The organism is Thermus composti (genome assembly GCF_014647535.1).
Lineage (GTDB): Bacteria > Deinococcota > Deinococci > Deinococcales > Thermaceae > Thermus > Thermus composti.
Map to the genome: position 1 here is coordinate 1 of NZ_BMPJ01000021.1, position 19,928 is coordinate 19,928.

Annotated in this window: 20 protein-coding genes and 1 tRNA gene; 7 read left to right on the forward strand and 14 right to left on the reverse strand. The window is 67.4% G+C overall.

Annotated features, from left to right (window positions below; genetic code table 11):
• Positions 1–81: 81 nt before the first annotated feature.
• The 3 genes from IEX93_RS08460 to IEX93_RS08470 all read right to left on the reverse strand — a co-directional run bounded on the left by IEX93_RS08460 (position 82) and on the right by IEX93_RS08470 (position 2,189).
• Positions 82–888 carry a universal stress protein gene (locus IEX93_RS08460; RefSeq protein WP_188847774.1) on the reverse strand — a complete coding sequence of 269 codons (807 nt, stop codon included), beginning with the start codon at positions 886–888 and terminating at the stop codon, positions 82–84.
• Positions 889–897: 9 nt separating this feature from the next.
• Positions 898–2,031, reverse strand: a complete 1,134-nt coding sequence (locus IEX93_RS08465; protein WP_188847775.1) for an MFS transporter — start codon at positions 2,029–2,031, stop codon at positions 898–900.
• 81 nt (positions 2,032–2,112) lie between these two features.
• A tRNA-Arg gene (locus tag IEX93_RS08470) sits at positions 2,113–2,189 on the reverse strand.
• A 43-nt stretch (positions 2,190–2,232) separates the two neighbouring features.
• Here IEX93_RS08470 and IEX93_RS08475 point away from each other — a divergent pair.
• Complete coding sequence (locus IEX93_RS08475) at positions 2,233–4,035, forward strand: peptidylprolyl isomerase (RefSeq protein WP_188847776.1); 1,803 nt, start codon at positions 2,233–2,235, stop codon at positions 4,033–4,035.
• Positions 4,036–4,091: 56 nt separating this feature from the next.
• Entirely contained in the window at positions 4,092–5,663 is a 1,572-nt protein-coding gene (locus IEX93_RS08480) for a phosphoglucomutase (RefSeq protein ID WP_188847777.1), read from the forward strand.
• A gap of 11 nt (positions 5,664–5,674) precedes the next feature.
• Here IEX93_RS08480 and IEX93_RS08485 read toward each other — a convergent pair whose 3' ends face one another.
• The 5 genes from IEX93_RS08485 to IEX93_RS08505 all read right to left on the reverse strand — a co-directional run bounded on the left by IEX93_RS08485 (position 5,675) and on the right by IEX93_RS08505 (position 10,056).
• Complete coding sequence (locus tag IEX93_RS08485) at positions 5,675–6,517, reverse strand: carbohydrate ABC transporter permease (protein ID WP_188847778.1); 843 nt, start codon at positions 6,515–6,517, stop codon at positions 5,675–5,677.
• Entirely contained in the window at positions 6,514–7,389 is an 876-nt protein-coding gene (locus IEX93_RS08490) for a carbohydrate ABC transporter permease (RefSeq protein WP_188847779.1), read from the reverse strand. The genes IEX93_RS08485 and IEX93_RS08490 overlap by 4 nt, the downstream gene beginning before the upstream one ends.
• Positions 7,390–7,440: 51 nt before the next feature.
• On the reverse strand, positions 7,441–8,730 hold the full coding sequence (locus IEX93_RS08495) for an ABC transporter substrate-binding protein (protein ID WP_188847780.1): 1,290 nt from the start codon (positions 8,728–8,730) through the stop codon (positions 7,441–7,443).
• 67 nt (positions 8,731–8,797) lie between these two features.
• Positions 8,798–9,778 carry an asparaginase gene (locus tag IEX93_RS08500; protein WP_188847781.1) on the reverse strand — a complete coding sequence of 327 codons (981 nt, stop codon included), beginning with the start codon at positions 9,776–9,778 and terminating at the stop codon, positions 8,798–8,800.
• On the reverse strand, positions 9,775–10,056 hold the full coding sequence (locus IEX93_RS08505) for a DUF309 domain-containing protein (RefSeq protein WP_188847782.1): 282 nt from the start codon (positions 10,054–10,056) through the stop codon (positions 9,775–9,777). Before IEX93_RS08505 ends, IEX93_RS08500 begins: the two co-directional genes overlap by 4 nt.
• Before the next feature lie 17 nt (positions 10,057–10,073).
• On the opposite strand from IEX93_RS08505, the gene IEX93_RS08510 reads away from it, so the two are divergent.
• The 3 genes from IEX93_RS08510 to IEX93_RS08520 are packed head-to-tail and all read left to right on the forward strand — an operon-like array spanning position 10,074 to position 12,167.
• Entirely contained in the window at positions 10,074–10,871 is a 798-nt protein-coding gene (locus IEX93_RS08510) for an ABC transporter substrate-binding protein (protein WP_188847783.1), read from the forward strand.
• Positions 10,858–11,490 (forward strand): ABC transporter permease, encoded by a 633-nt coding sequence (locus tag IEX93_RS08515; RefSeq protein ID WP_188847784.1) that lies wholly within the window; start codon positions 10,858–10,860, stop codon positions 11,488–11,490. The genes IEX93_RS08510 and IEX93_RS08515 overlap by 14 nt, the downstream gene beginning before the upstream one ends.
• Entirely contained in the window at positions 11,487–12,167 is a 681-nt protein-coding gene (locus tag IEX93_RS08520; RefSeq protein WP_188847785.1) for an ATP-binding cassette domain-containing protein, read from the forward strand. Before IEX93_RS08515 ends, IEX93_RS08520 begins: the two co-directional genes overlap by 4 nt.
• Here IEX93_RS08520 and IEX93_RS08525 read toward each other — a convergent pair.
• Both IEX93_RS08525 and IEX93_RS08530 read right to left on the reverse strand, forming a co-directional pair.
• Positions 12,164–12,679, reverse strand: coding sequence for a ubiquitin-like small modifier protein 1 (locus tag IEX93_RS08525; RefSeq protein ID WP_188847786.1), 516 nt, complete (start codon positions 12,677–12,679; stop codon positions 12,164–12,166). The two genes, IEX93_RS08520 and IEX93_RS08525, sit on opposite strands and share 4 nt — an antisense overlap.
• 57 nt (positions 12,680–12,736) lie before the next feature.
• The gene (locus IEX93_RS08530) at positions 12,737–14,563 is read right to left on the reverse strand and encodes an aldehyde ferredoxin oxidoreductase family protein (protein WP_188847787.1); all 1,827 of its coding nucleotides are present in this window, start codon (positions 14,561–14,563) and stop codon (positions 12,737–12,739) included.
• 131 nt (positions 14,564–14,694) lie between these two features.
• Between IEX93_RS08530 and IEX93_RS08535 the strand changes: the two genes are divergently transcribed.
• Positions 14,695–15,603 (forward strand): carbohydrate kinase family protein, encoded by a 909-nt coding sequence (locus tag IEX93_RS08535; RefSeq protein WP_188847788.1) that lies wholly within the window; start codon positions 14,695–14,697, stop codon positions 15,601–15,603.
• Here the strand turns inward: IEX93_RS08535 and IEX93_RS08540 are convergent.
• Positions 15,592–16,551, reverse strand: coding sequence for a quinone oxidoreductase family protein (locus IEX93_RS08540; protein WP_188847789.1), 960 nt, complete (start codon positions 16,549–16,551; stop codon positions 15,592–15,594). The two genes, IEX93_RS08535 and IEX93_RS08540, sit on opposite strands and share 12 nt — an antisense overlap.
• Before the next feature lie 16 nt (positions 16,552–16,567).
• Positions 16,568–17,617: an NADH:flavin oxidoreductase/NADH oxidase gene (locus tag IEX93_RS08545; protein ID WP_188847790.1), complete on the reverse strand. Its 1,050-nt coding sequence runs from the start codon at positions 17,615–17,617 to the stop codon at positions 16,568–16,570.
• Positions 17,618–17,655: 38 nt separating this feature from the next.
• Between IEX93_RS08545 and IEX93_RS08550 the strand changes: the two genes are divergently transcribed.
• A complete protein-coding gene (locus tag IEX93_RS08550) occupies positions 17,656–18,321 on the forward strand; it encodes a hypothetical protein (RefSeq protein WP_188847791.1) in 666 nt (221 codons plus the stop codon).
• 30 nt (positions 18,322–18,351) lie between these two features.
• Here the strand turns inward: IEX93_RS08550 and IEX93_RS08555 are convergent, their stop codons facing one another.
• Positions 18,352–18,819: an NUDIX hydrolase gene (locus tag IEX93_RS08555; protein ID WP_188847792.1), complete on the reverse strand. Its 468-nt coding sequence runs from the start codon at positions 18,817–18,819 to the stop codon at positions 18,352–18,354.
• Entirely contained in the window at positions 18,819–19,895 is a 1,077-nt protein-coding gene (gene prfA / locus IEX93_RS08560) for a peptide chain release factor 1 (protein WP_188847793.1), read from the reverse strand. Before prfA ends, IEX93_RS08555 begins: the two co-directional genes overlap by 1 nt.
• Between the last annotated feature and the right edge of the window lie 33 nt (positions 19,896–19,928).

Here is a 19,928-nt window from a genome sequence, read left to right on the forward strand (position 1 = left end):
TTTACCCAAGCCCCCTTCTTTATTGGCGTGTCAATGGATATGCGGGTGAATATCCGAAAGGGGGGTTAGGGGTTTATTATACTAGCGGACGCTCAAAACCGGCCCCACCGCATGGCGGAGCACGTGCTCGGCGGTGCTTCCGAGGACCAAGCGGCGCACGGGCGCCCCGAGAGCCAAAAGGTCCGTGGGCGCCTGGAGGGAGAGGAGATGCTCGGCGGGATCACCGGAAAAGGCCAAGGCCTCGGCCCGGATCCCCTGGTCCTCGAGGTAGGCCTTGGCCTCGAGGGCCCAGGCCGAGGCTTGGACCGGGTCCTCGTGCACGCTCACCACCCGGACGGGAAGCCCCAAGGGCTTGGCCAAGGAAGCCAGGGTATGGAGGGCCCGGACGGCGCTCTCCGAGGCGTTGTAGCCGAGAAGCGCCCCCTCCAACACCACCTCCTCCAGGGGGGCCACCAAAACGGGCACCGGGGAGGCCCGGAGCACCCGGTCCACGGTGCTCCCAAGCCCGGTGAACTCTCCCCCGTGGGCCTCGCCGCTCCGCCCCATCACCAGGAGATCAGCGGCCCGGGCGTGCTCCAGGATGACCTGGTGGGGAAGGCCAGACTCCAGGTGCACCTCCACGGGGATCCCCACCTCCTCGGCACCCTTCCGCACCCGTTCCAACACCGCTTCCCCCTTAAGCGTCAGGGCCTGGTCCAAAGCCTCCCGGTAGGTGGGGATGGGAAGGGTCAAGGCCCCGAGGTCCAGAAGCTCGGGGGCGCGGATAAGCCGCTGGTCCTTGACGAAGAGAACGGAAAGCTTGGCGGAGAGCTTATAGCAAAGCCACTCCGCCAATGCCTCGGCCCCCCGGGCCTGGGGGGAGCCGTCCGTGGCCAGAAGGATCCGCATGAGCCCATCTTAACCCGTCCCCAAGGCCCCCGCCCGCACCGCCCGGGCGAGCCCCCAGGCGGGAAGGATCAAGATCCCCAGGCCCAGAAGCACCGGCATCACCCCGAAAAGCTCAATGAAATGGCCAATGGGGGCGTAAAAGAGGCCAGCGAAGCCCCAGGTGAAGCCCATGAGAAGCCCCGAGACCGTGGCGGTCTGCCCAGGCTCCAGCTCCTGGGCCAAGGCCACGGCCACGGGAATGCCGGCGTTCATCAAAGCTCCCGTGATCGCCAAAAGCACCAGGTAGAAGGGGTGCTCCGGGGGAAAGAGGAGAAGGCTCAGGTAAAGGGGAAGCCCGAGGCTTAGGGTGCCCACCAGGACGCGCTTGCGCCCCAGGTGGTCCGAGAGGGTTCCTCCCAGGAACGTGCCCAGGGTGGCGGAAAGGCTATAGACGGAAAGGCTTAAGGCGGTGTAGGCGTCGGGAAGACCCTTCTGGGCGTACCAGTAGGGCAGGGTGGTGGAAAAGCTCATGAAGACCAGGCTCCTAAGGGTGGCCATGCCCCACAGCCGGGCGATATCCCCCCGGAAGACCCTAAGAAAATCCTTGAACCCTGCGGGCCTTCCCACCTTGCGCACGGGCGGGTAGCGGAGGAGGAGGAAAGCGGGAACCAAGGCCAAAGGAGTCAGCCAGACCAAGCCCCTAAGCCCCCAGGCCCCCGCGGCGAAGAGGGCCACGATGGGCCCCAGGGAGAGCCCCAGGTACCCCGCTGAGCCGAAGAAGGAAAGCCAGAACCCCCGCCGGGCCGGGGGAGCCGCCTCCCCCACCAGGCTCGCCCCCGAGGCGTGGAAGAGGGCCGAGCCCAAGCCCGCCAGGGCCAAGACCCCGAGGAGGTACTCAAACCGGGGCCAAAGCCCCAAAGACCCCATACCCAAGGCCACCAGCACCGGCCCCAAGGCGGCGAGGAGCCTGCGGTCGGTTCGGTCGGCGATAAGGCCGGCGAAGGGCTGGAGAAGGCTTCCCGTGAGGGAGTAGACGGAAACCAGAAGCCCCGCCGTGCCCAGGCCCACCCCGAAATGGGCCATGAGCTTGGGCAGGAGGGGCGTGAGGAAGTTGGAGAAGAGGTCGTTGACCGTGTGGAGCCAGGCGAGAAGAAGGGGCAGCACCCCTCCATCCTAAACCTGCTTCTCACGGGGAGTGTGCTAAAATCCCTCCGTGCTTAGGGCTTTTCGGGGCCAAAAAAAATCTGGCGCGCCCGAGAGGACTCGAACCTCTGACCTTCGGCTCCGGAGGCCGACGCTCTATCCAGCTGAGCTACGGGCGCACTCAGCGGACTAAATCGTAGCACGGAACGAGGAGGCGGTCAAGTGTTCGGGATCAGCAAGCGTGTCATCACCATCCTTTTCGGCCTATTGGCGCTGGCCTTCGCCGTGGGGGCCATCCTCCTCTTCACCCCCCAAGCGGGGCAGCAGGCCCGGGGCAAACCCGTCCTCTGGGTGAACGGGAAGGCCCTTTACGAGCTAGACCTCCTGAGGCTCCAGGGGAACGATCCCCTCTACGCCGCAAACCCGCAAGGCCTTCTAAAGACCTTGGTGGACACCTACTTCCTGGAGCAGGTGATCCTCACCGAGGCCCTGAAGCAGGACGCCGCCCGGGTGCGGGTCTCCAGCGCCGAGGTGCGGCGGGAGGTGGAAAGAATCCGGGACCAGTTCGGACTCCGGGACAAGCAGGCCTACGAGCAGTTCCTCAACCAAGTGGGCTACACCGACGCCCAGCTTCGGGCGGAGATCAAAACCCAGCTTCAGATTCAAAAGCGGCTGGAACAGATCCGCTCGGGCGCCAAACCCACCCCGGAGGAGGTGCGGTTCTACTTTGAGGTCCACCGGGACGACTACAAGACCGAGCCCCGGGTGCGGGCCCGCCAGATCGTGGTGGACGATAAGGCCCTGGCCGAGGAGCTGGCCAAGCGGGCCCGGGCCGGGGAGGACTTCGCCGCCCTGGCCAGGGAGCACTCCAAGGTGGGGGCCGAGCAGGGCGGGGCCTTGGGAGCAAGCCCCGGGGAGAGCGAGCCCAAGCCCGTGACCCAGGTGGTCTTCCCCGAGGAGGTGGCCCAGGCGGTCTTCGCCCTGAAGGGACCGGGCCTGGTGGGGCCCATAGCGGCGGGCGGGCGGTATTACCTGGTCCAGGTGGAAGCCTACCTCCCCGCCCAGGTGCCCACCTTTGAGGAGGTGAAGGACCGGGTGGAGCAGGACGCCCAAAGGGCCAAGGGGAACGGGGTCCTCGAGGCCTACCTGGAAGAACTCCGCAAGAAGGCCCAGGTGCGCTTCGCCGAGGACAACCCCTACACCTACAAAAACCCCGTGGTGGCCACGGTAAATGGCAAGGAAATCCTCCTCACCCAGGTCCTAAGCCCTGTTTTCTCCAATCAGCAGACCGCGGCCCTCCTCCAACAAGGGCTTGGGGAGCTGGCGGTTCAGTTCTTCCTCCCCCAGACCCTGGAAAGCCTCATAGACCGGGAACTGCTGGTGGAGGCGGCGCAGGCGAGTGGGAAACCCTTCATCGGCTCCAAGGAGGAGATCGCCCAGGCCTACCTGCGCTACATGACCCAGGACGTGGAGGCCACGGAGGAGGAGGCCCGGCGGTTCTACGCCGAAAACCCCGCCCTCTTCACCGACCCGGCAAGCGCCGAGGTCATTGGGGTGAACTTTAAGGAGGAGGCCGAGGCCAAGGCCTTCCGGGAGGCGGCCTTGCGGGCGGAGGACCTCGAGGCCCTGGCCAAGGCCCACGAAGGCACGGTGAACAACTACGGCACCGTGCACCCCAACCAGCTCCCCTCGGTCCTGGACCGGCTGGTCTTCAAGATCACCGCAACCTTCCCCAAAGGCCCCTTGGGCGAAGTGAGCGAGGTCATCCAGCAGGAGGACGGCACCTACACGGTGCTCCTCATCAAAAACCGCAAGGCGGAGGAACTCAAGCCCTTCGCCCAGGTGGCCGAGGAGGCCCGTTCCGGGATCCTCTTCCGCAAACGCCAGGAAAAGGCCCAAGCCCTAATCCAGGAACTCCGCAGCAAGGCCCAGATAGAAAACCGCCTGAACCAAGTCCTGGCCGAGCTCACCCCCAAGGAAGCGCCCAGCCAGGAGCCCGCCCAGGAGACCCCCCAAAACCCTTAAGGCCCCTTCCCCCGCCGTAAGGGGGCCCCTTAGGGGCCCCCTTTTAAGATGGGGACATGGATATCCCCAAACTCCTAACCCTTTACTACGAGGAGACCCCGGACCCCAAGGACCCCTTAAGGCGGGTGGCCTTCGGCACGAGCGGCCACCGGGGAAGCAGCCTCAAAGGCACCTTCACCGAGGCCCACGTCCTGGCCATCGCCCAGGCCATCGCCGACCTTAGGGCAGGCTTCGGGGCCACCGGGCCCCTTTTCCTGGCCAAGGACACCCACGCCCTCTCCACCCCCGCCTGGGCCACGGCTCTTTCCGTCTTCGCCGCCAACGGGATAGAAGTCCGGGTGGAGGCGGACGGGGACTACACCCCCACCCCCCTCGTCTCCCTGGCCATCCTGGAGCACAACGCCCGGCACGCTGCCAAGGCGGACGGGGTCCTCCTCACCCCAAGCCACAACCCCCCCGAGGACGGGGGGTTCAAGTACAACCCCCCCACCGGGGGCCCCGCCCCCACCGCCATCACCAAGGCCATAGAGGCCCGGGCCAACGCCCTCTTGGAAGAGGGCCTAAAAGGGGTGAAGCGCCTTCCCCTAAAGGAAGCGCTGAGGCGGGCCAGGCCTTTTGACTACGCCGGGCTTTACGTGGAAAGGGTGCGGGAGGCCGTGGACCTCGAGGCCATCCGGGAAAGCGGCCTGAAGCTCGGGGTAGACCCCTTGGGGGGAGCAAGCCTTAGGGTGTGGGAGCGCCTGGCGGAGGCCTACCGCCTCCACCTCGAGGTGGTGAACCCCACCTTAGACCCCACCTTCCGCTTCATGCCCAAAGACCACGACGGCAAGGTCCGCATGGACTGCTCCAGCCCCTACGCCATGGCGGGCCTCCTCGCCCTCAAGGACCGCTTTGACCTGGCCATCGGCAACGACCCCGACGCCGACCGCCACGGGATCGTGACCCCAAGGGGCCTCATGAACCCCAACCACTACCTGGCCGCCTGCGTCCACCACCTCTTCACCACCCGCGCCTGGCCCAAGGCCAAGGTGGGGAAGACCGCCGTGACCAGCGCCCTCCTGGACCGGGTGGCCCAGGCCTTAGGGCGGGAGGTCTACGAGACCCCGGTGGGCTTCAAGTACTTCGTGGAGGGGCTTTTGGAGGGTTGGCTTGGCTTTGGCGGGGAGGAAAGCGCCGGGGCAAGCTTCCTCCGCTTGGACGGGAGGCCCTTTACCACCGACAAGGACGGGATCCTCCTGGGCCTCCTCGCCGCCGAGATCCTGGCCAAGCGGGGCCAGGCCCCAGACGCCCTCTACGAGGCCCTGGCGGATGCCTTGGGCCGCCCCCACTACGCCCGCAAGGACCTGCCCATCCCCCCGGAGGCCAAGGCCCGCCTGGCCCAGCTCACCCCCGAGGACCTGCCCAAGACCCTGGCGGGGGAGCCCGTCCTCCAGGTCCTCACCCGCGCCCCCGGGAACGGGGAGCCTTTGGGCGGGGTCAAGGTGGTGGCGAAAAACACCTGGATCGCCCTAAGGCCAAGCGGCACCGAGGACATCGCCAAGGTCTACGCGGAAAGCTTCCTCGGGGAGGAGCACCTGGAAAGGGTCCTCGAGGAAGCCACCGCCCTCCTCCACAAGGCCCTCGCCTGAACCCGCCCGGCTTAGCCCTTCACCGCCCCCGCGGTGAGGCCGGCGACGATCCTTTGCTGGAAGACGAGGACCAAGACCACCAGGGGCACCGTGACCACCACGCTGGCCGCCATGATGGAGCCCCAGGGGATCTCAAAGGGGGTGGCCCCGCCAAAGCTGGCGATGGCCGGGGGGACGGTCTTCACCGAGTCCCCCACGGTGAAGGTGAGGGCGAAGAGGTACTCGTTCCAGGCGGCGATGAAGGCGAGAAGCCCCGTGGTGACGAGGCCTGGGCCCGTGAGGGGGAGCATCACCTTAAGAAGGGTCTGGAGGGGCGTGGCCCCGTCCACGTAGGCCGCCTCCTCCAGCTCCCTAGGAAGCCCCTTAAAGTAGCCCACCAAGACCCAGACGGTGAAGGGCAGGGTGAAGAGGAGATAGGTGAGGATGAGGCCCAGGTGGGTGTTGAAAAGCCCCGTCTGCCTAAGGAGCATGAAAAGCCCTCCCAAGACGGCGATCTGGGGGAACATGGTCATGGCCAAGACGATGTAGAGCACGGCGTTTTTGGGGGGAAAGGGAAGCCGCCCCAGAGCATAAGCGGCCAAGACCCCAAGGACCAGGGAAAGCAAGGTGGCCCCCCCAGCCACGAGGAGGGAGTTCAGGAGGTTGCGGCCGAAGTTGGCCCGGAGGAAAACGTTCTCGTAGTGCTCCAGGGTGAAAGGCACGGGAAGAAAACTGGGATCAGGGGAAAAGAGGGCGTTGGAAGGCTTGAAGCTGGAGATGACCGCCCAGTAAAAGGGAAAAACGCTGTAAACCACCACGAAGACCACGAGGAGGTAGAAGAAAAACCGGTTTAAGAAGCGCCAAAACCTCCTCATCGCAAGGCCTCCCTTCCCAGGGTGCGCATGTAGAAGACCACGAAGACGAAGATGAGGACCAGAATGGCCACGCTGATGGCTGAGCCGTAGCCCAGGTCTTGGAAGTCAATGAGGGTCTGGCGGTTGTAGACGGCCAGGGTACGGGTGGCGGGGTTGACCCCGCTCATGACGAAGATCACGTCAAAGACCCGGAGGGCGTCCAGGGTGCGGAAGATGAGGGCCACCACCAAGGCGGGGGTGAGGAGGGGCAGGGTGATGCTCCAGAACTGCTGCCACCTCGAGGCCCCGTCAATGCTCGCCGCCTCGTAAAGCTCCTCGGGGATGAGCTGGAGGCCTGCCAGGAGGAGGAGGGCCATAAAGGGGGTGGTCTTCCACACGTCCACGGCGATAATGGAGGGCAAGAGGAGCTCAGGGCGCGCCAGGAAAGCGATCTTATGGGCGAAAAGCCCCAGCTTCACCCCCAGGACGTTGATGACCCCGTAGACGTCGTGGAGCATCCACTGCCACATCTTGGCGGAGACCACCGTGGGGATGGCCCAGGGGATGAGGATGGCGGTGCGCACCAGACCCCGGCCCCGGAAGTTGGAATGGATGATGAGGGCGATGGCCAGGCCCAAAAGGGTCTCCAGGCTCACGGAGACCACGGTGAACGTGAGGGTGTTCCACAAGGCCTGGCGGAAATCGGGGTCTTGGAAGAGGAAGAGGTAGTTTTCCAACCCCACGAACTCCGGGGGCTCCACGAAGGCGATATCCGCCTTGAAGAAGGACCAGTAGAAGACCTGGGCCAAGGGGTAGCCCGCCACCAGGGCGACCACCAAAAGGGTGGGAAGGACCAGGATCCAGGCGAGGCGAACCTGTCTCAGGGTGAGCATGGCCTTAGGGTACCCCGGGGAGGCTTGGGCCCCCCCGGGAAGCGCTTGAGGCTAGCGCAGGATGCGGCGGAGGCGGGCCTCGAGGTCCCGCACCGCCTGCTCGCCCTTCTTCTGCCCGGTGAGGACGCTATGCACCTCGGTCCAGATGGCCTCGGAGACCTGGTTGTACCGGCTTCCGGCCACATCGGAGGGACGGGAGACGGCGTTCTGGAAGACGGGGAGGAGGTCTTTGAACCAGGGGTTTTTGGCCAGGACGTCCCGGTCGGTGTAGAGGGCGGGCCGGGTGGGCAGGCGGGAGAGGCGGACGGCGTTGTCCTTCTGCACCTCGTAGGAGGCCAGGTACCTCACCAGATCCGCGGCCTCCCTGGGGTAGCGGCTGTAGGCGGAGACCATGAGCTGCCAGCCGCCCAGGGTGGCGGCGTTGGGGGCGTCGGCGGAAGCCTTGGGCAAAAGGGTCACGCCAAACTTGCCGCGGATGGGGCTTCTCTCCACCTGGCCCAGGGCGTAGGCGTAGGGCCAGTTGCGCATGAAGAGGGCGTTGCCCTGCTGCCAGACGTTCCTCGCCTCCTCCTCGGCGTAGCTGGTCACCCCCTGGGGGGCGATGGTGCCCACCCAGCGGCGGGCGCGGTTCAGGGCTAGGGCGGCGTTGCCATTGTTCACGCTGATCCGGCCATCCGGCTCCACGAAGCGGCCGCCCTTGTGGGAATAGACCCACTCCAAAGCGTCGCAGGTTAGGCCCTCGTAGGCCTTGCCCTGGAAGACGAAGCCCCAGAAGTCCCGGTTACCCGCCCGGCGCTCCCCCTCCATCACCTTCTGGGCCATCTGCTCCAGCTCGGACCAGGTCCTGGGCGGGTTCTGGTAGCCGTACTTTTGCAAAAGGTCCCGCCGGTAGTAGAGGATGCCGGCGTCGGTGAAGAAGGGGATGGAGGTGAGCTTGCCGCGGATGGTGTTGTTTTGAAGGATCCGGGGGAAGAACTCCTTGAGCTCGTCCTCGCTGAAGTACTGCTTGAGGTCGGCGGCGTGGGGGGCCACGATCCCCGGCCAGATGACGTCAATCATGTAGACGTCCACATCGGGGCTTCGGGCGGCCCAGTACTGCTGGTAAAGGGCCAGGCGGTCGTTGGTGTCGGCGGGGGAGTCAATGTACTCCACCCGGGTACCCGTCTTCTTGCCCCAGGCCTCCACCATCTCCTTCATCCAGCGGCCGCCCTCCCCCACGGCGGTGGAGTCTCCCGCCACCCGGATGACGGGGCCGGCCTGGGCCCGGACCACGCTGGGGCCCAGCACCAAGCTGGCGGCCAGGCCCACCCCTGCTTTCTTCAGAAACTCCCTGCGCCTCATACCTAAACCTCCTATGGAAGCTTTTCCATGGGCATTTTACCACCCAGCCCCCTCGTGTCAAGCGCCTTCAAAGCCAGGTGAGTTCCAGATGGGCCTCCAGGTGCCCCACCCGAAGCCCCCGGTAGTTGCGAAGCTCCGGCCGGTCCCAGGGGGTGGGGCCGGGGTCCAGGCCCAGGGCCCTGAGGAGGGCCACCACCGCCACCTCCCGGGCCTGGGTGGCCCCGTCCTCCACCTTGAGGGCCACCCCCAAAGGCCCCTTGGGGCTTTCCAGGAGGGCCAGGCCGTAGTACCCGTCCGCCCCCCGCTTGGCCACCACGGGCAGGCGCTCCATGAGGAGGGTGTCCAGGCTCCCAGGCCCCGCCACCAACTGGGGGTGGCGGCGCATGGCCTCCCGCACCCGGAAGAGAGGCTCCTGGTAGGGGGAAGGGGCTTCCTCCGGGGAAGCCAGGAGGTAAAAGGCCCGGGCCGCCCGGGCCAGGGGGAGGGCGAAGGTGGGGACGCTGCACCCGTCCGTGGCCAGGCGGGGCTCGGTTCCGGAGAGGTCGGTTAGGGTCTTGCGGTTGAGAAGCTGGACGGGATGGTCGGGCCGCTCGTACCCCTCGGTGGGGGCCCCCAGGGCCAAGGCGGCCGCCAGCATCCCGGCGTGCTTCCCCGAGCAGTTGTGGTGGAGGGGGGTGGGGCTAAGGCCCGCCTGTTCCAGGGCCTTCCGGGCTTCCTTGGAAAAGGGCGGGTGGACCCCACAGGCCAGGTGCTCCGGGCCCAGACCAAGCTTTTCCAAAAAGCGGGCGGCCACGGCCACATGGGCCTCGGTGCCGTCGTGGCTCGCCGTGGCCAGGGCCACCTCCTCCTCGGAAAGGCCGAAGCGCGCCACCGCCCCCGTGAGGAAAAGGGCCAGGGCCTGGAAGGGCTTGGCCGAGGAGCGGAGGTAGGCCCAAAGGGCAGGGTCACCCCCGTAGGCCAAAAGACCTTCCCGGCCCCATAGGGCCAGGGAGAGGCGGTGGCGGTTCTCCACGAACTCCCCGCGAAAAGCGTACACGAAAGCGCTCACGCTCCAAGTTTACGCCGGGCCTCGAGGAGAAGCACCTCCCAGTCCACGCCCCTATAGGGGTTGGGAAGCCCAAGAAGCCGCGCCTCCGCCTTTTTAAGGTTGCGCAGGCCGCTTTTCCCCAGGGTCCTTTGGTGAAGGGCAGCGGCCAGGAGGATAAGGCCCTGGAGGAAACGCTTTTCCTCCCCTTGGGCCTCAAGCCAGGCCTCCTCCAAGACCTCGTGCACCTCAAAGTAGCGCCCCTCCCGCCAAAGCCGAAGGGCTTCCCCTAAGGCTTCCACCTCATTAAGCTTAGGGTATGCGCCCCTTAGGGTTTCTCCTCCCCTTCCTTCTTTTCGCCCAGGCCCTGCGTCTGGCCACCACCACCAGCGTCTACGATTCCGGGCTTTTGGACCGGCTCCTTCCCCCCTTCCAGCGGGCTACGGGGATTTCCGTGGAGGTCCTGGCGGTGGGCACGGGGCAGGCCCTGACGCTGGCGGCCCGGGGCGACGTGGACGCCGTCTTAGTCCACGCCCCGGACCTCGAGGCCCAAGCCCTGAAACAGGGCACCCTGGCCGAAGGCTACTGCCTGGCCCAAAACCGCTTCCTCCTGGCAGGCCCCAAGGAAGACCCCGCCCGGGTGCAGGAGGCCCGGGACATCCTGGAGGCCTTCCGCCGGATCGCCCAAACCCAGGCCCCCTTCGTCTCCCGGGGGGACCGCTCGGGAACCCATCTGAAGGAGCTTTCCCTTTGGGAGAAGGCGGGGATTAAGCCCGCCCCCCCTTGGTACCTGGAGTCCGGGGCGGGGATGGGCCAGACCCTGGTCCTGGCGGCGGAGAAAGGGGCCTACACCCTCACGGACCTGGCCACCTTCCTCACCGTGGGAAGGAAGCGGGGGCTTTTCCCCCTGTACGACCGGGAAGACCCCTTGGTCCTCAACCAGTACAGCTACTACCTGGTCCCCCAAAGCCCCCGCCTCGAGGAGGCCCGAAGGCTCAGGGCCTTCCTGGCCTCGGAGGAGGCGGCCCGCTTGGTGGCGGCCCTTAAGGTGGAGGGGCAAAGCCTCTTCCAGCCCCTAAGGGGCCGGTGTATCCTCCCCGTGGGTGGAGACCGCTGAGCTTTTGGAGATCACCCTAAGAAGCCTCCTGGTGGCGGGCGCGGCCACCCTGCTCGCCGCCCTACCCGCCGTGCCCTTGGGGCTTTGGCTGGCCCTAAAGGGGGGCGGCCTCTTGGGCCGGGCCCTCCTCTACGCGGGCATGGCCCTCCCCTCGGTGGTGGTGGGGCTTTTCCTTTACTTGCTCCTTTCCCGCTCCGGGCCCTTAGGGGGCCTCGGCCTCCTCTACACCCCCTACGCCATGGTGCTGGCGGAGGCGGTCCTGGCCTTCCCCCTCATCGCCGCCTTCGTCCTCTCGGGGGCGCGGGGGCGGGTGGAGGAGGTGCGGCTTCTGGTGAGAAGCCTGGGGGGCAAGGAGGCCCAGGTCCTCCCCACCCTCTTCTGGGAAAGCCGCCGCACCCTGGCCGCCGCCTTGGCCGCGGGCTTTGGCGGGGCCATCAGCGAGGTGGGGGCCGCCACCTTGGTGGGCGGGGACATCCGCCACCACACCCGGGTCCTCACCACGGCCATCGTGGTGGAGACCCGCAAAGGGGAGGTGGAGGCGGCCTTGGCCCTGGGGATGGTCCTCCTGGGAGTGGCCTTCCTGGTCACCGGGCTTCTTTTGGTCTTGGAGCGGGAATGAGGCCGGTCCTGCAGGCCCAAGGGCTTCGGCATCGGCTCGGGGACTTCCGCCTGGAGGTGGGGCGCCTCGAGGTCTTCCCGGGGGAGGTCCTGGCGGTTTTAGGCCCCTCGGGAAGCGGCAAGACCACCCTCCTCCGCCTGCTTGCGGGCCTCCTCACCCCGGAAGAGGGCCGGGTGGAAGGGGGTTTCCGCGCCTACCTGCCCCAGACACCCCCCGTCCTCCGGCGGAGCGTCCTGGAAAACGCCGCCTTCGGCCTCCGCCTGCGGGGGGTGCCCAAAGGGGAGGCCCTTAGGCGGGCCGAGGCCCTTCTTAAGCGGGTGGGCCTCGAGGCCAAGGCCCGCCAAAAGGCCCACCTCCTCTCCGGGGGGGAGGTGGTGCGCCTGGCCCTGGCCCGGACCCTCCTGGTGGAGCCCGAGGTTCTCCTCCTGGACGAGCCCACCGCCAGCCTGGATCCCACCCACACCGCCAAGGTGGAGGCCCTCCTCCTGGAAGCGGCCCGGGAGGGGCGGGGGGTGGTCCTGGCCACCCACGACCTCTTCCAGGCCAAAAGGCTCGCCCGGCGGGTCCTCTTCCTCTACATGGGCCGGGTGGTGGAGGAAGCCCCGGCGGAGACCTTCTTCCAAAACCCCAAGGACGAGCGGAGCCGGGCCTTCCTGGAGGGGAGGCTCCTCCTCTAGCCCCCGCCGCGGCTTGCGGCGAGGGCGATGCGCTCAAACCAGGCCTCCCCCGCCTCCCCCTCCACCTCCACCTCCACGAGGAGCTGGGGGATGGAGAGGCTTCCCACCTTCAGGGGCTCCACCTCCCGAAAGCGCACCCGGGCCCCGGGAAGGCGGTAAACCCCTTCCCCCTCCTTGACCCCGCCCCACTCCTCCAGGTAGCGCTCAAGGAGCCAAGGGGGAAAGGCCCCGAAGGTCCGGCCCAAAGCCCCACCGGCCACCGGGGGGAAGAGGTCCAGGGTGGCCTCAGGGGAAAGGGGGGTGGAGAGGCCCTGGAGGTAGCGCACGTCCCGGCCCTCGAGGAAGACGGAGACCCGCTCCGCCAAACCCTCCCCCTCAAAGAGCTCCTCCTTAAGCCTGGGGTAGGCCCGGACCAGGTTTTCCAAGACCTCCCCCACGGTAGCGCCGGGCACCTCCAGCTGGCTTTTCCCCGTGAGGTCCCGGAAGGTGGCGTAAAGGTTGACCTTGGGCATACCCCCTGAGTCTAAGGGAAAGCCCCGGCCCAAAGGCCGGGGCCTCCCTGGGGAAGGCTAGTCGTCCGCCGCCTGGGAAAGGATGCCGAGCTCCTGGAGCTTGGCAGGGGGCACCACGCCCTTCTCCCAGCCCCGCTCCCGGTAGTATTCCTCCAGCATCAGGTCCAGCTCGGTGCGCTGCCCCTTGGAACCGGCGCAGTCGGAGGGCTCCTCCAGGAAGCGCTTGGGCAGGTAGTCCGAGCCCTCGGCCCAGCCCGCCAGGTTGTTGTAGTAGCGCTCCAGGTTGTAGATGCGCTCCCCGATCCTCAGGATCTCCTCCGGGGTCACGGGCCGGCCCCAGTAGGCGGCGAGCTGCTTGGCGTACTCCTCGGGGCCCTCGGCGAACTGGCTGAACTTGCAGAGGTCCAAAGAGTCGGTGAAGGCGGAGAGGTCCTGGAAGAGCTTGGTGAGCTTGCCCTTGCCCTCCCAGGCCAGGGGGTCGGTCTTGTAGGGCACGCCCAGGACCTCGGAAGCCGGGGTGTAGGCCCTAAGGTGGCAGGCCCCGCGGTTGGAGGTGGCGTAGGCGATGCCCATCCCCTTGAGGCCCCGGGGATCGTAAGCGGGGATGGACTGGCCCTTCACCTCCAGGGCGATCTCGGGGTGGCCGATGGCCTTGGCGAAGCGGGCCGGGCCCTCCGCCAGCATGTCCCCCACCCCCTTGCGGTAGGCGATGGCCTCGAGGACTCGGATCTCCCCCTCCTTGTCCCCGAAGCGGATCCCGTCCTCCCCCTGGTAGTAGCCCTTCTCCGTGGCCTCCATGAGCACGGCGATGGCGTTCCCCGCCTCAATGGTGTCCATGCCGTAGGCGTTGCAGAGGTAGATGGCGTAGCCGGTCCAGTCGGTGTCCGTGTGGCCGGCGTGGGCCCCCAGGGCCCAGGCGGACTCGTACTCGTAGGACTCAAAGCGGATGGTCTTGCCGTTGATGTGGACCTCCACCATCTTCTTGCAGGCCACGGGGCAGGCGTGGCAGGTGTTGTCCTTGATGAGGCGGTGTTCCCGGATGTACTCCCCGGAGATCTTCTCCGCCCCCTCAATGCAGGTGTGCTGGGCGTTGTAGGTGGGCAGGGCCCCCATGACGTTGGTGATGTTCATGAGAACGTTGGTGCCGTAGAGGGAAAGCCCGCCCTTCTTGGGAGCGGTGACGTTCTTGGGGTCGTTGATGGTGGCGGAGGCCAGGCGGTCCGCCTCCTTCCAGAGCTCGGGGTCCTTGGGCTGGGGCATCTTGTCGTGGGTGCCCACCACCACGATGGCCTTGAGCTTCTTGCTCCCCGCCACCGCCCCGGTGCCCCCGCGGCCCGCCGCCCGCTCGTCGTTGTTGATCCAGTTGGCGAAGCGGACCAGGTTCTCCCCGGCGGGGCCGATGGCCATCACGTCCGCCCCCTCCCCGTGCCGCTCCCGGAGGATGCGGCAAGTCTCGTGGGTGGTCTTGCCCCAAAGGTCCGAGGCATCGTGGATGGTGACCTCCCCGTCCTTCACCAGGAGGTAGACGGGCTTTTCCGAGGCCCCTTTGATGAGGAGGCCGTCAAACCCCGCCCACTTGAGCTTGGCCGCGGTCCAGCCCCCCATGTGGCTGTCGGTGACGGTGCCCGTGAGGGGGCTTTTGGTGACCACGGCGAGCCTCCCCGACATCTTGGCCCGGGTGCCGGAAAGGGGCCCGTTCATGATGGCGAGGAGGTTGTCGGGGCTAAAGGGGTCCACCTGGGGGCCGTTCTCAAACACGTACTTCACCCCGAGGCCCCGCCCCCCCACGTACATCTCCAGGTCCTTGGGGTCGGGGGCAAAGTACTCCACCTGGCCGGTGCTGAGGTTGATACGGGCGATCCTGTGGGCATATCCTCCGAGCATCTGCCACCTCCCTCGGGCGGGAAAGGAACCTAGGACGCAAGGCGCGTTCGCGCAGGGTTGCCCGGTTTGCAGGCCGGATTATACCACCCCTTTCCCCCAAGAGTGTGTCCTTTTTCCCCCATAATGGACCCATGCTGGCCCTAACCGGCGAGGTCCTGGTGGACCTGGTCCTGGAGGAGGAGGCCCCCTTGCGCTTCACCGGGGTCCTCGGGGGCTCGGTCCTGAACACCGCCACCACCCTGGCCCGCTTAGGCTTCCCCGCCCGCTTCCTCTCGGAGGTGGGGGACGACTGGGTCTCCGCCTGGAGCGAGGAGGAGATGGCCCGAAGGGGCCTAAAAGCCTGGCTCCAGCGCCATAGGGCCCCCATGCCCCTCGCCCTGGTGCGCCCGGACGAGGCGGGAAACCCCCGCTATAGCTTCCACCGCCCCTTCCAAGAGCCCTTCCGCCCCGAAAAGGGCCTCCTCAAGGGGATCCAGGCCTTCCACTTCGGCTCCCTCTTCGCCCTCGAGGCCCGCACGGCGGAAGGGGTGGAAACCCTCCTCCAAAAGGCCCTGGAGGAAGGCGCTTTGGTCTCCTACGACCCCAACCTGCGCCACCCCCCCACGGAGGCGGAGCGGCGCCGCATAGAGGGCTACCTGGCCCGTGCCCACCTCCTGAAGCTTTCCCTGGAGGACGCCAGGCTCCTCTTCCCGGAAGACCCCTGGGAAGGGGTTAAGCGCCTTCCCCTCCCCCTCAAGGTCCTCACCCTGGGGGCGGAAGGGGCGGTGGCCTTCCTGGGGGAGGAGGCGGTGCGCCTCCCTGGAGAAAGGGTAAAGGTGGTGGACACCGTGGGGGCGGGGGATGCCTTCACCGCCGGGCTTCTCGCCCTCCTCCTCCAAGGGGGGTACGGGCGGGAGAACCTGAAGGAGCTTTCCCTCAAGGACCTGGAAGGGGCCCTTCAAGGGGCGGTGGCCCTTTCCGCCCTGGCCTGCACCGTGCGGGGGGCCTACCTGCCGGAAGAGGGGCTAAGGGCCTGGAAAAAGCGCTTCCTAGGGGATTAGGAGGACCTTCCCCACGGTCTTGCGCCCCTCCAGGGCCTCGTGGGCCTCCCGGGCCTTCTCCAAGGGGAACTCGGCCCCGATGCGCACCTTAAGCCACCCCTCCAACACCCCCCGGAAGACCTCCCCCGCCCGCCAGAGGAGCTCCTTGCGGCTTGCCGTGTGGTGGTGGAGGGTGGGGCGGGTGAGGAAGAGGCTTCCCATGCGGTTTAGGATCTGGGGGTCCTGGGGCGGCACCGGCCCCGAGGACTGGCCGAAGAGGACCAGCATCCCCCGGGGGCGCAAGGCCTCGAGGCTCCCCAAGAAGGTGTCCTTCCCCACCCCGTCGTAGACCACGTCCACCCCGCCCCCTGAGAGGGCCTTCACCGCCTGGGCGAAGCCCTCGTAGGAAAGGGCGTAGTCGGCCCCCGCCTGGAGGCAGAGCCCGCGCTTCTCCTCGGTGCTGGCGGTGGCGTAGACCGTGGCCCCAAGCCGCTTGGCCCACTGGACGAGGAGCTGCCCCACCCCCCCCGCCCCGGCGTGCACCAGGACCTGGTCCCCCGGGGCCACGGGGTAGGTGCTCTTGAGGAGGTAGTGGGCGGTCATCCCCTGGAGGAGGGCCGCGGCGGCGAGCTTCGGGTCCAGCCCCTCGGGGACGGGGACGAGCCTTTCCGCCGGCACCACCTGGTACTCGGCGTAGGAGCCCTGGACGTTGGCGAAGGCCACCCGGTCCCCGGGCTTCACCCCCACCACGCCCTCCCCCACCTTCTCCACCACCCCGGCCCCTTCCTCCCCCAGGATGAAGGGGGTGGGCACGGGGTAGAGGCCCTTCCGCTTGTAGGTGTCAATGAAGTTCACCCCGATGGCAAGAAGCCGCACCAGGACCTCCCCGGGCCCTGGCTCCGGGATGGGAAGCTCCTCAAGCCGCAAAACCTCCGGCCCGCCGGTCTCGTGCACCCGTATGGCCCGCATGGGAAGAGTCTACCCCTCAAAACCCCCGCTCGTACTGGGGGGGCACCGGGGGCTTTAGGCCCAAGGCCTTGGCCGCCCGCAAGGGGAAGTAGGGGTCGCGGAGGAGGACCCGGCCCAAAAGCACCAGGTCGGCGCTTCCCGCCTGGAGGACGGTTTCCGCCTGCTCCGGGGTGGTGAGGAGGCCCACCGCCCCCGTGGGCAGGCCCACCCGCTTGCGCACGGCGTCGGCGAAGGGCACCTGGAAGCCCGGGGCCACGGGGACCTTCACCCCGGGCACCACGCCCCCGCTGGAGAGATCCAGAAGGTCCACCCCCAGGGCCTTGAGCCTTTCGGCGAAGGCCAGGGTGTCCTCGAGGCCCCACCCCCCTTCCGCCCAGTCCGTGGCCGAGACCCGGACGAAAAGGGGCACCTCTTCGGGAATGGCCTCCCGCACCGCCCGGGCCACCTCCAGGGGAAAGCGCATGCGGTTTTCCCGGCTTCCCCCGTAGGCGTCCGCCCGCCGGTTGGATAGGGGCGAGAGGAAGGAGGAGAGGAGGTAGCCGTGGGCCATGTGGAGCTCAATGACCCGAAAGCCCGCCCTAAGGGCCCTTTGGGCCCCTTCCACGAAGGCCTCGAGGACCCGCGCCATCCCTCCCTCGTCCAAAGGCTCGGGAACGGGGTAGCCCTCGGCGAAGGGGATGGGGCTTGGCCCCACCACCCTAAAGCCCAAGGGTCTTCCCCCTTCCCAGGGCCTCGCCACCCCCGCCTTGCGCCCGGCGTGGGCGAGCTGGATCCCCGGCACCGCCCCCGCCTCCCCTATGCGCCGGGCCAGCTCCTTAAGGCCCGGGAGGTGGTCTTCCGACCAGATCCCGAGGTCAAAGGGGCTGATCCTGCCCTCGGGGAGGACCGCCGTGGCCTCCACCAAAACGAGCCCCACCCCGCCCAGGGCCCGGGTGGGGTAGTGGAGGAGGTGCCAGTCCGTGACCTCCCCCTTCTCGGTGGCCGAGTACTGGCACATGGGGGACATGGCCAGGCGGTTCCTAAGCCGCACCCCCCGAAGCTCTAAAGGCGAAAAGAGAAGCGCCATATTCCAAAGGATATCCTTACCCGGAGTACCATGGTTCCATGGACCAAGGCTTAGAGGCCGCCTTCCGCTATGTGGAAAGGCTCCTCTTCGGGGACGAGACCCGCCCCGGCCTCACCCTCTACGACCTGGAGCGCCTGGTGGGCTACCCCTTCAAGGGGGAAGGCCCCCTGGCCTACACCCTTCCCCGCCGGAAGGGGCTGGAAGGGGTCCAGGCGGTGCGCCTTTACTACTACCCCAAGGACCCCCGCCTTCAGCTCATCGTGGAGATCGTGGACCAGAAGGGGGAGAAACACCTCCGCCACTTCCGCTGGAACGGCCTCTCTTGGGAGGAGCCCAAGGGGAGCGGGGGCGAGCTTAAGGGCACGGAGAAGCGCCTGGGCCTTATCCAGGTGGGGGAGGACTACTTCTTGGGCTTTCCCCGGGAGGAGGCCATAGAACTTGCCCAGGAGGTCCGCCGGGGCACGGCCTACGGGGCCAAGTACCTCCTTTGCCCCCGGTGCCATACCCGCCTCTTCTACGCCCCCGCCACCCCCACCCAAGGGATCTCCTGTCCCCGGTGCGGCAACGCCACCCTCCTCTACAAGGCCCTTGCCGGGACCAAGGAAGCCCAAGACCCCCTCGAGGCCCTAAAGGAAGAGGTGGCAAGCCTGCGCAAGGCCCTGGAGGAGCTTAGCGCCTACCTTCGGCGAAAACTGGGCCCCTAAGCGCCCACCCCTTACCCCGCCCCGGGCCCTTTAGATCCGAATCCCCTCCTCCCGCCAACCCCAGTAGGCGTAAAACCGGCCCCGTTCCCCGGAGAGGTAGTCCAGAAGGGGCTCTTTAAGGGGGCGGTGCTCGGAAAGCCTTTGGGCCACCTCCTCCGGGGTAAAAAAACGGGCCTCCACGATGTGGCCGTCGGGGTCCCTTGGGTTTAAAAGCCCCTCGTAGCTGGCCCGGAAGGCCAGGGCCAGGGTGCGCTCGTTCTTGCGGCGGTCTTCCACCTGGAGAACGTAGGCCAGGTGCTCCACCGCCTTGATCCGAAGGCCCGTCTCCTCCCGCACCTCCCGCCTCAGGGCCTCCAACACCGTCTCCCCCGGCTCCACCGTGCCCCCGGGGAGGGTGTAGCGGACCCGGCCCCGGCGGCCCCAGTCGTTGCCCACCAGGAGGACCCGGCCCCGGGCGTCCAGGAGGATGGCCGCCACCACCAGGATCTCCCGGCGCATCACGCTTTCAGCTCTTCCTCCGCCATGGCGGCCAGCTGCCGCTCCTGGTCGGCCCGCTTCAGGGCTTCCAGGATGGGCTTTAGGTTGCCGGAGAGGACGCCCTCGAGGTCGTAGAGGGTGAAGCCGATGCGGTGGTCCGTGACCCGGGACTGGGGGAAGTTGTAGGTGCGGATCTTCTCCGAGCGCTCCCCGGTGCCGATCTGGGCGAGGCGGGTCTGGCGAAGCTTTTCCGCCTCCTCGGCCCGCTTCATCTCCAAAAGGCGGCTACGGAGGATCATGAGGGCCTTCTCCCGGTTCTTGATCTGGCTGCGGGAGTCCTGGCAGGTGACCATGATCCCCGTGGGCAGGTGGACCACCCGCACCGCCGAGTCCGTGGTGTTCACCCCCTGGCCCCCGGGCCCCGAGGCCCGCATCACGTCAATGCGGATCTCGTCCATGTTGAGGGTGAAGTCCTCCTCCTCCGCTTTGGGCAGGACGGCCACGGTGGCGGTGGAGGTGTGGATCCGCCCCTGGGTCTCGGTGACGGGGATGCGCTGCACCCGGTGGACCCCGCTCTCGTACTTGAAGGTGCCGTAAGCCCCGGGCCCCCGCACCTCAAAGACCACCTTGGAGAACCCCCCCAGGTCCGTGGGGTGGGAGTCCAGGATCTCGGTCTCAAAGCCCATCTCCTCGGCGAAGCGGAGGTACATCTCCAAGAGATCCCGGGCGAAAAGGGCCGCCTCCTCCCCCCCGGTGCCCGCCCGGATCTCCACGATGGCGTCCCTTTCGTCCATGGGGTCCTTGGGCAGGAGGTGGCGCTCCAGCTCCTTCTCCAGGGCTTCCTTGCGGGCGAGGAGGGCCTCCTTCTCCGCCTTGGCCATCTCCTTGAGCTCGGGATCCTCCAAAAGGGTCTCCAGGCCCTCGAGGTCCTCCAGGACCTTCCGGTACTCCCGGATGAAGCCGATCACCTCCCCCATCTCCGCATACCGCCGGGAGAGGCTTTGGTAGCGCTTGGGGTCCTTGAGGACCTCGGGGTCCGCGAGGAGCCCCTCTAGCTCCCGGTACTCCTCTTCTAAGCGGGCAAGCTTATCCAGCATACCTGATTCCAGGATACCCCACGGGCGGGTTGA

What these genes read in the sequence shown, in the direction of transcription:
- IEX93_RS08460 (WP_188847774.1), bottom strand. Translation starts at nt 888, where the DNA reads ATGCGGATCCTTCTGGCCACGGACGGCTCCCCCCAGGCCCGGGGGGCC.
- IEX93_RS08480 (WP_188847777.1), top strand. Translation starts at nt 4,092, where the DNA reads ATGGATATCCCCAAACTCCTAACCCTTTACTACGAGGAGACCCCGGAC.
- IEX93_RS08485 (WP_188847778.1), bottom strand. Translation starts at nt 6,517, where the DNA reads ATGAGGAGGTTTTGGCGCTTCTTAAACCGGTTTTTCTTCTACCTCCTC.
- IEX93_RS08490 (WP_188847779.1), bottom strand. Translation starts at nt 7,389, where the DNA reads ATGCTCACCCTGAGACAGGTTCGCCTCGCCTGGATCCTGGTCCTTCCC.
- IEX93_RS08495 (WP_188847780.1), bottom strand. Translation starts at nt 8,730, where the DNA reads ATGAGGCGCAGGGAGTTTCTGAAGAAAGCAGGGGTGGGCCTGGCCGCC.
- IEX93_RS08510 (WP_188847783.1), top strand. Translation starts at nt 10,074, where the DNA reads ATGCGCCCCTTAGGGTTTCTCCTCCCCTTCCTTCTTTTCGCCCAGGCC.
- IEX93_RS08520 (WP_188847785.1), top strand. Translation starts at nt 11,487, where the DNA reads ATGAGGCCGGTCCTGCAGGCCCAAGGGCTTCGGCATCGGCTCGGGGAC.
- IEX93_RS08525 (WP_188847786.1), bottom strand. Translation starts at nt 12,679, where the DNA reads ATGCCCAAGGTCAACCTTTACGCCACCTTCCGGGACCTCACGGGGAAA.
- IEX93_RS08530 (WP_188847787.1), bottom strand. Translation starts at nt 14,563, where the DNA reads ATGCTCGGAGGATATGCCCACAGGATCGCCCGTATCAACCTCAGCACC.
- IEX93_RS08535 (WP_188847788.1), top strand. Translation starts at nt 14,695, where the DNA reads ATGCTGGCCCTAACCGGCGAGGTCCTGGTGGACCTGGTCCTGGAGGAG.
- IEX93_RS08540 (WP_188847789.1), bottom strand. Translation starts at nt 16,551, where the DNA reads ATGCGGGCCATACGGGTGCACGAGACCGGCGGGCCGGAGGTTTTGCGG.
- IEX93_RS08545 (WP_188847790.1), bottom strand. Translation starts at nt 17,617, where the DNA reads ATGGCGCTTCTCTTTTCGCCTTTAGAGCTTCGGGGGGTGCGGCTTAGG.
- IEX93_RS08550 (WP_188847791.1), top strand. Translation starts at nt 17,656, where the DNA reads ATGGACCAAGGCTTAGAGGCCGCCTTCCGCTATGTGGAAAGGCTCCTC.
- IEX93_RS08555 (WP_188847792.1), bottom strand. Translation starts at nt 18,819, where the DNA reads ATGCGCCGGGAGATCCTGGTGGTGGCGGCCATCCTCCTGGACGCCCGG.
- prfA (WP_188847793.1), bottom strand. Translation starts at nt 19,895, where the DNA reads ATGCTGGATAAGCTTGCCCGCTTAGAAGAGGAGTACCGGGAGCTAGAG.